Origin of the sequence: Rheinheimera pleomorphica (assembly GCF_011634895.1) — a bacterium.
GTDB lineage: Bacteria > Pseudomonadota > Gammaproteobacteria > Enterobacterales > Alteromonadaceae > Alishewanella > Alishewanella pleomorphica.
On the sequence record NZ_SIRR01000004.1, the window covers coordinates 1 to 14347 of the forward strand.

The following is a 14347-nucleotide window of genomic DNA, read 5'->3' on the forward strand; positions in this document are numbered from 1 at the left end:
CCCTGCCGTCAGTTGCCCATCATGACTGCTGCGGCTTTGCATCACAAAATCGCCCTGCACCAGCACATAATCAGCGTCATAGGTCATGACCAGCTGGCCGGTGCTTTCAGCATAGCCTTCGGTTTCCAACCGTTGCTGCAGGCGATAATCGCCAGCAACTTTTACCTGGCCTTCGTTAATCTGTAAAACACCTGCGCTTTGAATAAGATCACCCTCTACTGTCAGGGTAAAGCCGTTCAGGTTAAGGCTACTTGCAAGATACAAATCGCCATAAATTGTCGTGTCAGACGTAAGCTCGGCAACGCAGCCTAACTTTACATGGGCAGAAAAGTGGCCGCTAAAATAGCAAAAGCCAAACTCTGATAACCGGATATCAATAATTTCGGTTACCCCAGCCAAACCTGCCAGGCTGGGATCGGTGCCTTGCAACAACTCTTGCAGATTGGTAAAACCATCGTTATCCGGGTCATCAGAGGCCAGCATAGATAAATCGTTAAAGTAACGATGCTCCCAGTCGTCAGGCAAACCATCATTATCCGTGTCAAAGGCATCAACCACATACAAAGATGTCGTAGCTGATGTCAGCTCTGCAGCCGTAAAAGCCAGTTCAACTGTTTGATTAGCGGACACCTTATTCAACACATCTCGTACTGCCAGAGATACGTTATACGCTTTACAATCGCCGGATATTTGCTGATAGCCATTAAAAGATACTGAAGTGTATGTCCAGCTCATGCCAGGGTTTTTAAGTAAGACATAGCCACTGTGCAGCGTATCGCCGCAGGCATGCACAGTGAAATGCAGTGGCTGCTGCGCTATTTCTGCCGGCACATCTAAAACCGTTAATGCCGATAGTCGGGGTTCAAACACCAACAAATCGTCAGCAAAATGTTTTTTGCCATCTTTGGTGCTTACCCTGGCTGATACCAACATACTCTGCTGATACGGCTGCAAGTTAAAAACAAAGGTTTTCACTTTTGTGTGATCTGTGCTGCCATCAACAGCCAGCACGCCAGACACATTAGCAGCATAATGGGCAAATAACGCTTTGCCATCTAACCAGAACTCCACTGCGTCTACCTGGCCGAAGCGACTGCCGTCGGCAACATCATCAGGTAAATGCACAATAAAAGTATTTGGCCGGTCAACAACCGGGCTGCGCACCAGGTTTAAATTAAAGCTACTTTGTACCGGCGTATCCTGACTATCAGCGGGATAAACCATTGCAGCCGATACTTCAAGCACAGCCGGACAACCTACTAGCACAAAGATGGCACAGGGCGTAGTTTCTCTGCGGTATGCCCTCATATTGTGCAAATTGGCGGCTGTTAAACCCTTCTCACGTTGCCAGATATCAACAATAATGTCCTGGATAACCAGCTTGGCCCACTGCCCACTGGCAATATCATTGGCTTGTTCCTGTGCATATAAGGATCTTAAAATCGCGACCGCAGCCTGAGCATGCTGATATGCCTCCAGGGTTTCAGGCCCCAGGTTGTAAAGTGCAGCAATAAAATCAGCAAGTTCATTTACTTTACTCACTTTAGACCTAATCACCGTCAGCTGATTATCCAGCTCATACACAGAGTTTCTGTTGCCGCTGGCCAAATCAACCAGGCTATTACGCAAAACTAACGCATCTGTTAATACCAAAGGGTCTTTAGTAATAGCATGTAGCTGTGCCGCCACTTTACCAATGTTCTGCACCTGGCTGGCCAGACCAATAATGTGCTGCATTTGTTCGGCAGACTGAATAGTTGTGCTAATACCCAGAAGCGACGTTGCCAGGCCCGCGCGGCTGGCAAAAACGTCATTGTAGTAAATAGCGTCTACGGTTCTTATTAACATACCCGGGTCGTTCACATCATAACCAATCTCTTGGTCAACAATGTCGTACAATGCCCGTATAGTTCCCCTGGCGTTGTCAGCAACCTGCCGTGAGCTTTGATTTGCCGCCGAACCTAATGCCTCCAGTTGCACTGAATAAATATCAATAGCGGTTTTTACAGAAGCACTGGCCGGTAAAGCAACCATCTGCAGCAATACAACCATACTTAGTATGACAACACTCCGTAACATCTCTATTCCCTTAACTGCAAACGACTGCCTGTGCACTGAGCTGCACTATGGCGCCTTTAGCCACATAATCCGCGCAGTTGCTACCACACAATGATGGCGAGCTGAGAAATTCATTTTTCAGTTCGCCTTGCCTTTCCTACATTCAATTTTTTTCAATTGCCGGCAGAATCAAAAATAAAATATTGCGCCTACGTTCACGCTTTTTAGCAGCAGTTATCACCTGGATATATTCAGGACTGCTACCGCTTATCTGCGATGTATTATAAGCTCTGACGCGGTAATAATACGGCCATTGACTATTTAATTCTTTAACAACATAGGCGGTAGTATTGCCAACATCGAGATTATGATACCCCATAACCATTTCACTGAAGTCCGCATTCCACGCAACATCAAGCCTGTAGCCCGTTGCGCCTTCTACCGACGACCAGTTCGCCGTAAAACGGTCAGCGGTAATATTCGTTGCCGGCAAAGCATCAGGTGCACCAATCATTGCCACCTGACTGTTTCGCACAAAACGAGCGCGCATTCCGTTACCTTCATAGGCAGAGCGAGTATCACCATCAAAAAAGTTTACAAACCAACGATGGTAAAATGGTTCAGTGCTACTTACCGTCGCCGACCAAAAGTAGCCCGGCTGATTGGGAAAGGCGACGGCATCAATTGTTGGTTGCTCGTAATCGCCCTCACAGGCATCGGCATTATCTTTCCAATAGGCAGGCAGTTGTGAGCTGCAAAATACTAAGGACTGTAACTCTTCAATTGTTGGTAAACGCCAGTCTGACGCATTGGCAAAGCTAAAAGATTGGGCTAAATCCTGCGCCTGCGTTGCCGACAAAATAGCGCTCTCCCCCACACAACTACCGTCATACCATTGCTGGCCTATACTGCAACGCATCCACACTAAATCAGTGCTGCTATCTGTTACCGTGCCATCGCTGTTAATCACATAACGCGGGTCGATAGGCTGGGGCATCGACAGTGTAACAATAACCACGGTCCCAAGTGGGTAATCACTAACATGGGCAGCGTTATAAGCCCGAACTCGAATAAAGTACATAGTTTCACTTTCTAAGCCACTGACCTGAAACTGTACTACATTGCCTGCATCCCTGTTGTGATAACCTGGTACTGGCTGGGTTAATTCTGCATCAGTGAAAATATCAACAAGATACCCCTCAGCCATCAGCACCGCTTGCCAGGTAAGAACAAACCCATCGGGCATGATTGTGTCTGCTGATATAACCCCGGGAGGCGACAGCGGTAAGATCAGCGCTTGTATTGCAGAGTAATCACTTAGTCCCTGCGTATTGTAAGCCCTAAGTCTAAAGTAAAACGTTTGGCCGCCATCAAGTTCGTTTAACCGGTAATTAATGACCTTACCAACATCCAGATCTGCGAAGCTGGGCAACCTCTGGCTAAAATCTGCTGTTGTAGAAACATCTAGCAAATAGCCCTCAGCCCGTTCATCTGGATACCAGTTAAGCGTGGCGCCTTCAGAGGTAATATCTGACGCCGGCAGCAGAACAGGCGGCCTTGGCTCAGTGAATGCAAAATTCGCCACGACACTTTTATCCGCATCCATTAAGACAGTACAATATGGTTGTGCTCCACTACAAGCACCTGACCAACCGGTAAAATTGCTGCCATCCAACTCATAAGCAAACAAACTGACATAAGTTTGTTCCGGCATCTCTACATGACATTCTGTCAGACAGCTTTCATTAAATTGGTAACTGGCAACCTTCCCTGCTACACCGGCAACCTGAATGGCTAAGTCAAAACGTTGTGCTGGCGCCGCATAGTTAACCGTTACCTGCTGCGCCTGATCCATTTGCACTTGACATATCCGTTGCTGGCCGGCAAAAGCGCAGGCACCGCCCCATGATTGAAAAATAGCATCAGCCCTATCTTCAGCATATAAGGTCACTACGGTGTTCTGCGAATAGCGCATTTGACAGCTTTCACCACAAGTGATACCAACGGGAACACTGCGAACAAAGCCAGCTGCGGCTGTAAACTCAACTGTTAGCGGGTAGGTAACTGCCGGGTCCGGCACATCGACATAAGGTAATAAGGTGACAACCCACTCTTCTGCCGGATAAGATTTAAACATTTGCTGTGCATAATCTGACAGTTTCCCACCATTACCGTTGTCGCCAGTAGTTCCCCAGGCCCACTGCAAGTAGCTGTCAACCACCTGATTTGGCAATAAGCTTGCTGCCCAACCCGATAACCCGGGTTGATCTAATAAACGATAAATCATCGAATTTACATCACGATATTGCACTGAATAAAACAATAAATCGGCCATCCGATATTGGGTGTAGGAGGTTTCAGTAACGGATAGTTGACGCGCACTTTGAAACAGAAGCGCTAATTTAGCAGACATTACCAACTCATAATCTGCAGCAGTACCCGCCACGGAAGAGTAATAACCCGCAGACTGGTAAATTTCAAAGCCTGCATATATTAACGCTCCGGGAATAGCCAATTTAGCGCCCAGCAAAGCGACACTTTTTGCCAAAGCTGGAGAACCTTTTGCCGCTGCCACATATAGCATGTGAGCATACTTCGCTTGCGCCAGGCTAGAGGCAAAGCCGTAGGTTGACAAAATACCATTTCGAAAGCTGTCAACATTACTTACCCATGACGCTAATTTTTTAGCGTAAGCATCCGGAGCGGTGATAGTGTCACGTAAATTTGCTATGGCCAGATGTAATGCCGGATCAGTGGAACGCGGCGCTATTTGCTGTTCCAGGAACTGGACAAACTGCAACGAGACTGAGGCCTGCATTAGTACGCCGGCTAAAGATTCCAATAAAAATTGCTTTTGCTGATCTGCTTCCCCCATACTTTTTAAACTTAACACCAGATTGGTCAAATTTGATAAATCAGCAAGATCTGCGGAGGGGACTAAAAATGATGCCACCTGCAACAACTCCGTGGCACCAGTAAATACATTGGGTCGTGATGGCAATGTGTTTTGTTGAATATCAGTAAACAATTGATTTAATAGGTCTTCAATCTTTTGTTCGGATAATTGTGGGTAAATTTGCTGCAACGCTTGATAAATATTGTGTTTGTAACTTGAACCGTGCCAACGCTTACCAAAGCGACCAACATAATCCTGCATGGTCACAGCTTCAAACAAGATTTGATAATACATAGCCTCACGTTCAACCGGGTCATCAAGTTGCTCCAGCAAGGCGTTAAAGCTGCTTTGTGACTGATATACCGTATTAGGAATAGGCCACTCAGTCTGGTCAAAAGGCAACATATGATAACCAAAGTCTTGCAGGTTCAACAAATGTACAGCCGGAGGTTCATCCTTCCAGGCAAGCCAGGCCAGGCGCGCTATTTCATTTGCCGTTAACGGTAACTCACTTTCATAATGAATAGACTGCAGTGCGCCTTGCCCGGTGCCAAGATTAAAATCTAAAAACCTATCGCCGCGCTCAACCGCTTGCACTTCGGCCAGCTTAACGCCCAGCTTTACATCCTGTCCTTTATAGCGAATCACCACTTCATCATCATAAGACACGCCGGTCGATATCGCAGTCATCACATTACTCAGCTTTGGATTAGGGTAAGATGCGTCGCCGCTAAAAGGCGCATTTTGCCCGATATCTGTAACTTCGCTTCTTAAATAGTACCTGCCTGGCCGCGGAACCTGCCAACTAAATGATGGTGTAGTGTACTCCTGCTGTGGAGCAAGTTCAGGGGGGTAAAACTGGGTATAAGTGATAAGTTCATCACTATCGGCATCATAAACGCCCAATTCAACGCGAAACAGCCCTGTCGCACCTAAATTACGAACAACAGCATAGGAGCGAGTTAATTCCCCCACTGTTAGCAATGTGTCTGATAGCACTGAGGAGACGACCCCGGCATTGTAGCTTTGGGCGTTAAACGTTACCCAGGCACCGGTCCGCGGGTTTGTATAGCTGCTGTTACCCGCAAAAACATCACCGCCGGGGCTTAGTACCGTAGCCCGCACCCGGTATTCTGCCGCTTGCGTTGGTGTCCAAATTACAGTAAAGCTATAGGTATGATTGGTAGCAATTTCAACCGGTGTTTGCTGCTCAGTACTGAACACCGGCGTACTGCTGCCGCTTTTAAACACCTCTAATCTGAGCCTGAAAACCCCCGGAGCCCCCAGGTTTCGCATTGTTGCCCCAGGCCCGGCGCTCACACCAGTGCCTGCCGTTACTGCAGTGTTTTGAAACCCGACAGATTCAATACCGGCATTGTAGCTTTGGGCGTTAAACATTACCCAGGCCCCGGTCCGCGGGTTTGTATAGCTGCTGTTACCCGCAAAAACATCACCGCCGGGGCTTAGTACCGTAGCCCGCACCCGGTATTCTGCCGCTTCGGCCGGTGCCCAAATTGCAGTAAAGCTATAGGTATGATTGGTAGCAATTTCAACCGGTGTTTGCTGCTCAGTACTGAACACCGGCGTACTGCTGCCGCTTTTAAACACCTCTAATCTGAGCCTGAAAACCCCCGGAGCCCCCAGGTTTCGCATTGTTGCCCCAGGCCCGGCGCTCACACCAGTGCCTGCCGTTACTGCAGTGTTTTGAAACCCGACAGATTCAATACCGGCATTGTAAGTAGCAGCCGTGCAATATAAAGGAAAAAGAACCCCAAGCAGGGCAAGTATTCTTTTAACCATAACCACTCCATGGCAAACAGATTAATCACACTTTATCAAACAGTAAGTGGCTGAGCATTTTAAGCTATAGCAGCACATTATTTAATCAGCTGATGATATTAGCTCAGAAAAATAATAGCGTCATCAGTAAAGTAACAGCGCTATGTTAGACTTGGCTCTGTGTTTTTAATAGCAAAGCTCAGCTCGCAATCGACTGCCTGTTACACGGCCAGCAGTCGCCGATGAGCGTTTACTCGGCGAAGGCAGCCAACAACCACAGCGGAAACTTACGCCGGCTACTGCGGTAAAATGTTACGCCAAGGCTGCAGCTTTGGGTAATAATACCGGTTTCGTAGGTGTGTTCATCCAGCCAGGTCCCGGCGGGGCAATCCCCGGTAATAGTCGCTTTAACAGCGTAGCCGCGCGAGGGATTTAGCGTTAAGGTGACGGTTTGCCCCTCTGCGGTTACCTGCGAGGTACTGGCTATTACCTCACCGCGGCCATCTTGCTCAATAACAATGTCATAGCGAATGGGCGCAAAAATGGCCCTGATATGTTTATCGCTGTCTGCTGTGACGCTACAGTGCGCCCCTTCAGCAAGACAATCGCCCTGCCAGGCCATAAATTTAAAGCCGTCAGCGGCCTGCGCACTAAGCTGCACTATGGCACCTTTAGCCAAATAATCCGCGCAGTTGCTGCCACAGGTTATTTTGCTGTTACTGGCGCTAACGCTGCCGGCACCATTAAAATCAGTGGAAATTTTCACATAGTCAGGGTTATCGCCATATAACATCGCAGCACTACTTTTAATCCTGCCCGGCTGACGCTGAACCTCGGTCCAGATATCACCATTAAGCACAGCAAAACGCGGGTAACCTGCACCAATATCCGCTATTGCTTCACTGTAGTACGTCAGACGTAAGCTGAAGTCCGCCGCAGAGCCGCTTAACGGCGTTTGCCACAGCTGGCTCGGAAGTTGCCAACGCCCGCTGTGCCCTGGCACATACAGTTGGTTCGCATCCAAATTAAATGGCACCCCCAGCCCCGGGCGACCATAAGAATCGGTAACAAAGTCTTGTGGTAAGCTGACCAGCGTCATCTCATCTAAGCCCAGCATATAACGGGCACCGTTGTTAAAGTAAGTAATGTAGGCGCGGTCTGCTACCAGGTTAAAGCTGTCTATTAGCGGCAATGGCATGCCTTCAAGCTGGTACAGGCTACCGTCGGTCACATCGATCAGACACAAGGCATTGAAGCAGTTATACGCATAGTAGCGTTGTTGCCACACTGGCACCTGTTGCTGTTCAATCAACGCCGCATCTTCAGCTATAAGCTGTCGCTGGCCATTGGTTAAGTTAATCAGGTTCAACGCAGTGCCATGGTGCAGGCCGCCTTCGAAAAATGACTCGTAAAAAAGCACATCCTGCAGCAGATGAAATTGATGCGCCCCGCTACCATCCGCTTGCATATTGTCCACGGCAAGCTGCGTTTGCCCTGCCTCATCCAGCCAAACCAGCGCGGTTTTAACCTTATAACCCCAGCCGTTATCGTTTAGCTCATTCGACTGATATTTCAATACCGCATAATACTTATGCTGATAGATAAAAGCGTAGATAACCTCTTTATCTCTGCGGTAATCCAACGGCTCAACGCTGATGTTATAAAGCTGTTTATAGCTATTATCCGGGATATGAAACAGGCCAACGACAATATCGTCTGTTTCATTCTGCTGCGCTGTAACAAACACATTATCGTTATGGCCAAGCAGGCTAAACACACGCTGCACCCCGGGTTCGCTGGTGCCAAGCGGCATGGCAGGCAGCGGTACAGGCTGCAGGTCGGGGCTCTCTACTTTAAATAAACTGGGGCCAAAGGTGTTGTCAGCATTAGGGATGTCAGTTGTATTAGCCGTAAAAAATAACCGGCCATTATGGGTGGTAAAGTTAGCCGGTGCGCTACTTTTAGGGCTAGTGTTAATATCGGTCAGCTGCACAGCGCCCTCACCCGGCCGGTAGCGCCACAACTCGACCCCGTTTTCATTACGGCCAGGAAAATACCAGGCCCCGTCAGCATAACTTACTGCATTACCCTGGCGTTGATACAGTGGCAGCAAATCATCTGGCCCGGCGTCAAAGTTAACCAGGCCTGCCTGATCCCAGATGCCATGACGGTAAAAAACCTTGCCTGCCACCACTGTCATATCTGACAGCACGCCTGAATTATTTGTGTAATCTGTGCCGTCAATTAACAGCCGGCCAAGATTGCTGATTTGATAAGACGATAAATCAAAAAACCACAGCCCGGCGGGGCTGCCGGCTTGCAGCAAAATACCGGGCCGGGCCTGATACTCAAAATATTTGGCTGCTTTAAAATACTGCTGTTGTGCCAGTAACTGCGTCAAGGCCGGTGCCGTTATTGGTTCGACGCTACCCGTAGCCGGATTCAGTTTACCCAGGTAAATGTCAGCATTTGGCTGAAAAAACATCGTGCTTAACAGCAGCACTTCACCGCCTGGCGTAGTGATAAAACGATGCTGATTAAACTCAACCCCGGCTGAATTAACCGGCAAAACCGATGTCACAACGCCGGAATTTATATTAAAGGTATTAACCACATTATTACTGCTGGCAAAACTGCCGTGATATATAACCGTTTCACCTGCTATGGCAATGCCGCCACCAAAGCCCGGGCCCCAGGGTTCAATATTAACCGGCGCATCAACCATGCTAAGCTGCTTAGTGGCGCAATTAAATATCACCAGGCGGGCTTGGTTATCGCTCCAGCTTAAAAACAGCACATGGTTATTGCCCGAATACAAGCCAGATGTAATAACCGTATTGGCGGGCAATTCCAGTTGCTGAAAATTATCGTTTTCCATATAAAGCACAGACTGCTTATAGGCGGGGCCAAACGGGTCCTTCATCGTTAGCGCCCGGATAAAGAGCCCGGCACCACAGGGAACAATTTCAGGGTAAGATGATTCATCAACGCCGAACGCATTAGTGCTCTGGCGCAGCCTGGCAGCCAGGGCAGTTGAGTTAGTGGCAGGGTTATAGGCCCATAACTGCCAGCCATTCACCCCCTCATTGCCGGAAAAATACAGCTTATTGTTATGCCAGACAAAGCCTGGGGTCTGATAAACGCCGTCGGCGTCACTGCGCTGAAAAGCGTGCACGTTAAACACCTGCACGCCATAATCTGGCGCAGCCAACAAATAGCAGCTGTACAGCAGCACAATTGCCAAAAAGGTTGTCCTGGCCATTTCTGCCCCCTTCGTTTACGGCTGCGATGGGGCCAACAGCCACAGCGGGAACTTGCGCCGGGCCTTTATGCGTTCAAAGCGAAACAGCACCGTGCAGGCGCTGGTAATGGCACCGGTTTGATAGGTGTTATCGTTCAGCCATTGCCCGGCCGGGCAAGTGCCCCCTACCTGCTGGCGTATGCGGTACCCCGTTGCAGCGGTTAGTGTGTAGGTGAGTAGCTGGCCATAGCCTACTGTTTGTGCCGAGGCCTCAACACTGCCGCCACGCAGTGGCCCCAACCCGACCTGATACTGCTCGGCGCTAAAAAATGCCTGCAGTAAAACATCATGGCGAATATCACTCAGGCTACAGTCTTGTTGCGGGCATAAATTAAAGCGCTCAAAGCGGTAACCGGGGTTTGGCTGGGCGCTGCAGCTAACACTACCGCCATAGCTTACGCTAAGTGCACTGCAGCTCACGTTGCCCGCGGCGCTGGGTTTAGCCTCGGCAATAATATACAGCTCAGGCCCCTGCTCTGTGTAAAAGCCGTTTACCAATACCGGCGCCGGGCTGTCGCTGCTACCGCCATTACCTAAAATACCACCCCAGCCCCGGCCCCAGCAGTACATAGCATCCAAGCTGGTTAATGCGCACACCGTTGCGGTACCGGCGTCAAAGTCAATAATACTTTGTGCGCCGGGCAAGGATGCTATCGCCAACGGCAAAGGGGCAATACCAACATAAGCGCCGCGCCCTAACTGGCCATGCGCATCGCTGCCCCAGCAATACAGGGTGCCAGACTGGCCCAGTGCACACACGCTTTCATTGGCGGCGGCCACCTTACTGATGGCTTCAGGCAGGCTTTGTACCGCCAGCGGTATTGGCGAATCGGCATAGTCGCCGCTGCCCAATTGGCCACGGTTATTGCGGCCCCAGCACCAGACACTGCCATCCACCAAACTGGCACAGCTAAAGGCGCTGCCGCTGGTCACCGTGCTGGCATTAAAGGGTAAGCCGGTTACCGCCACCGGTGCCAGCGTCGGGTTATAACTGTTGTTGCCAAGCTGACCATAGCTGTTATAACCCCAGCAATTTACGGCGCCGCTGTTGAGTACCATACAGGCATGGTTGCCCATACCCACCTCAACCGCAGCGGCATGCGCCGGCTCGCCGTTTAGCGCCGTGGGGGTTAACCGGCTTTGGCCGGTATCCAGCGCCAGGCCCAGGCCACCGTCAAAGTTTGATCCCCAGCAGTGGCGCTGGCCGCCGGCATCTACCAGGCAGGCCTTGCCGTTGCCGGCACTAATATCTGCCGCGCCGCTGGCAAACACCCCTACCGTGGTTGGCCGGTTGCGTGTGGTGTAACTGCCATCGCCAATATCGCCGCTTTCATTATGGCCCCAGCAATGCGCGGCACCATCGCGTAATATAGTGCAGGTGGTAATAATACCGGCCGACACTTTACGCACATTGTTACGCAGCGCCGTTACCGCTGTGGCGGCCAGGCCGGGCTCATAACTGCCATTGCCCAGCTGGCCAGAGGTGTTCAAGCCCCAGCATTTCAGGCTGCCAAAGCGGTCTATCGCACAGGCATGCTGCGCCCCTACCGCCACCCGGCCGTTGTCGGTTAAGGCAATATCATCAAACTTTGGCGCTTCGGGGTAATTACGCACAACAACCGGCAGCGCGCGGTTAAACAGCTGGCCATCACCAAGCTGGCCGTTATCACCTTTACCCCAGCATGCCAGCACCTTGTCGCTATTAAGCGCACAGGCATTATCATAATTAACCACCAACTGCGTTATCGTGCCGCTTAAGCCGGGCTTTAGCTGCGCCGTGGCATAATAAGCACCAAATAAGTCACCCACCTGGCCAAGATCATTGCGGCCCCAGCAATACACCTGGCCGCTTTGGCTTAAGGCGCAGCTAAAATAGCGCCCGGCCTGCACGCTGACAATATCGTCCGGCAAGCCGCTAACGCTGGTAATAAGGTCACTGTAGCCACCGGCACTGCCATCGCCCAGCTCACCAAAGTTGTTATTACCCCAGCAGCGCACTGCGCCACTGTTTAGCAAGGCACAGCTGTGTAAATGGCCGGCACTAATGGCCACCACGCCAGACTCCAGCCCCAGCACGGCCACCGGCACAGTGCTTTGATCTGTGCTGCCATTACCCAACTGGCCCAGGGCGTTATTACCCCAGCAATACACAGCGCCGCTACTGTTTAGTGCACAGCTATGATAGCCGCCGGTAGCCACCTGCACGGTGCCACTGCTAAAGCCTTGCACCGCTACCGGTGTAGTGCGGGTTTCTTCGCTGCCATCGCCCAGCTGGCCAAACCAATTGGCACCTACGCAGCTAAGGCCGCCGCCCCCGTCTATAAAGCAGCTTTTACCTAAGTTAGCGGCTATTTGGCTTACCGGCGCCGCCAGGCCCGGCACGGCCACCGGCTCATACTGGCTGTCATAATGGCCAAGCCCCAGCTCGCCGTTGTCATTAAAGCCCCAGCAATAGACCTGGCCGGCGCTGTTAAGGGCACAGCTATGGTACAAACCGGTAGCTACCTGGCTAACACTATCGCCCAGGGCGATAACCTTGTCGGGTAGCAGCATGCGCTGGTTAGTACCGTTACCTAAAGCGCCATGGGTATTAGTGCCCCAGCAGCTAAGTTCCTGATAGTCGTTAATAGCACACATATGGCCATCGCCAATAGCCAGCTGCGCCCCCGCCCGGGCAGGCCCGGCCAGCAGTGTCACAAACATAACCACGGCAAAACAAATACAATAATCATAGATACTGCTTCGCATACGAGTTTCTCCCTGAAAGCTCCAGTCGACAAAACAGCAAAAGGCTGGAAAATATAAACGTTAACCCGGCTAAACGGTGCGGGTAACTTTGGTATTGCGGCTATCCCCAAAACATTAACAAACCCTGCAACTATAGCAGGCGAAAAAAATTACGCGCAGTTTTGCAATATATTTAAAACTGCTAATTATTCTAAAAGCTAAAACAAAACAGCATTAAAATATTTTTTAAGTTTTAAATCATAAACTTGTACCCGTAAGCTTTAATATATTGGCAAAATTACCTATTTCGGCTATAACTAAAACCGTTTTACCAACACGGCACCGCACAGGGAAATGCTACACCGTGCCCTGGGGCAGCAATGTTAGTAACTAACACCCCGGCCAGCCTGCACCTTGGCGCCTGGTAACACAGTACTAACAGTAAGCTGTTGTATGGCTAAAATTTTTGCTTGAATAAAGCACAAAAATATTTAAACTCTGTGCAGCAAAAAAAACTAACAAGGAGTGATTTATGAAAAAGATTTTATTAGGTGCCGCTGCGGCACTGGTAATGGGAATATCAGGCGCGGCAAATGCTGAGATCGTCCGTTTACCTTGGGCTAGTGTGTTAGATGTTACTGTAAATGACGGCAGCAATTTCGGTGGTTGCTTAGCTCGTATAAGTGCAAATGCGAATGCGGCTACAGGTGGTGCTTGCCCTGGCATGAATGGTTCAAGCTATATTTCATTTTCTTGTACTGGTGAACTGCAAGCTGCAGAAGTAGGTGAAAAACTTTACGAAACAGCACAAATTGGTATGTTGACAAACAGGCAAGTACGTTTCCACATCGACACAAATAGAAAGCATAATGGCTATTGTTTAGCTGTTAGAGCAGACTTCCAATAAAATCTTAAGCGCGTGACTATATTTTTATTTTAGTTACGCGCCCCTTCAAAGTTATAAACAATTAAAACTACACTCCACCATAATACAATATGAAAAAATTCAATGAAATCATTGAACTCCTTGACACCGAGTTTGATGAAAATGTATTACCAAATGCAATGATGATTTATAGAAAATCTAGTGAACATTTCCAACTTGGAAAGTTTGACCTCGCGGAAAAATTAGTAAAGTTAAACTTTTTACTGCACAACTCTGTAATTCCAGCATCTGCATCAATAGGGAAAGGTAGTCGCTTTGCATACGGGGGCATTGGAGTAGTCATTCATAAAAATGCAAAGATAGGGCAAAGGTGCTTAATTGGCCAAGGTGTTACTGTAGGTGGAAAATGCAGAGGTATTGGGAATGATGTTTACTTAGCTACTGGAAGTAAAATCATAGGCAGCTGCACTATTGGAAATGCCTCAATCATCGGAGCAAACTGTGTTGTGACTGGAAACATAGATGAGCTTAGTATTGTTGCAGGCAACCCTGGTGAAGTCATAAAAAAAATATCAATCGACAACATAAAAAGATATCAAGGATATTTTTTCTGTAAAAACAATGAAGAAAAATTAGAGAAGTTCATTAAATTTTACAACCTATAAAATGATGAAGCCGAAGAAATTAATTCTCTACGGCT

Annotated in this window: 5 protein-coding genes and 1 pseudogene; 2 read left to right on the forward strand and 4 right to left on the reverse strand. The window is 49.2% G+C overall.

Annotated features, from left to right (window positions below; translation table 11 throughout):
* The 4 genes and pseudogenes from EYB30_RS04750 to EYB30_RS04765 form a co-directional block, all read right to left on the reverse strand.
* Positions 1-2079: pseudogene (locus EYB30_RS04750) on the reverse strand (hypothetical protein); the annotation flags it as partial.
* 142 nt (positions 2080-2221) lie between these two features.
* Complete coding sequence (locus EYB30_RS04755) at positions 2222-5953, reverse strand: Lcl domain-containing protein (RefSeq protein WP_206674566.1); 3732 nt, start codon at positions 5951-5953, stop codon at positions 2222-2224.
* A gap of 1030 nt (positions 5954-6983) precedes the next feature.
* On the reverse strand, positions 6984-9995 hold the full coding sequence (locus EYB30_RS04760) for an InlB B-repeat-containing protein (RefSeq protein WP_166837690.1): 3012 nt from the start codon (positions 9993-9995) through the stop codon (positions 6984-6986).
* Positions 9996-10010: 15 nt separating this feature from the next.
* A complete protein-coding gene (locus EYB30_RS04765; RefSeq protein WP_166837692.1) occupies positions 10011-12782 on the reverse strand; it encodes an RCC1 domain-containing protein in 2772 nt (923 codons plus the stop codon).
* A gap of 511 nt (positions 12783-13293) precedes the next feature.
* Here EYB30_RS04765 and EYB30_RS04770 point away from each other — a divergent pair.
* A complete protein-coding gene (locus EYB30_RS04770) occupies positions 13294-13668 on the forward strand; it encodes a hypothetical protein (RefSeq protein WP_166837694.1) in 375 nt (124 codons plus the stop codon).
* 89 nt (positions 13669-13757) lie between these two features.
* A complete protein-coding gene (locus tag EYB30_RS04775) occupies positions 13758-14312 on the forward strand; it encodes a serine O-acetyltransferase (RefSeq protein WP_166837696.1) in 555 nt (184 codons plus the stop codon).
* The last annotated feature ends 35 nt before the right edge of the window (positions 14313-14347 follow it).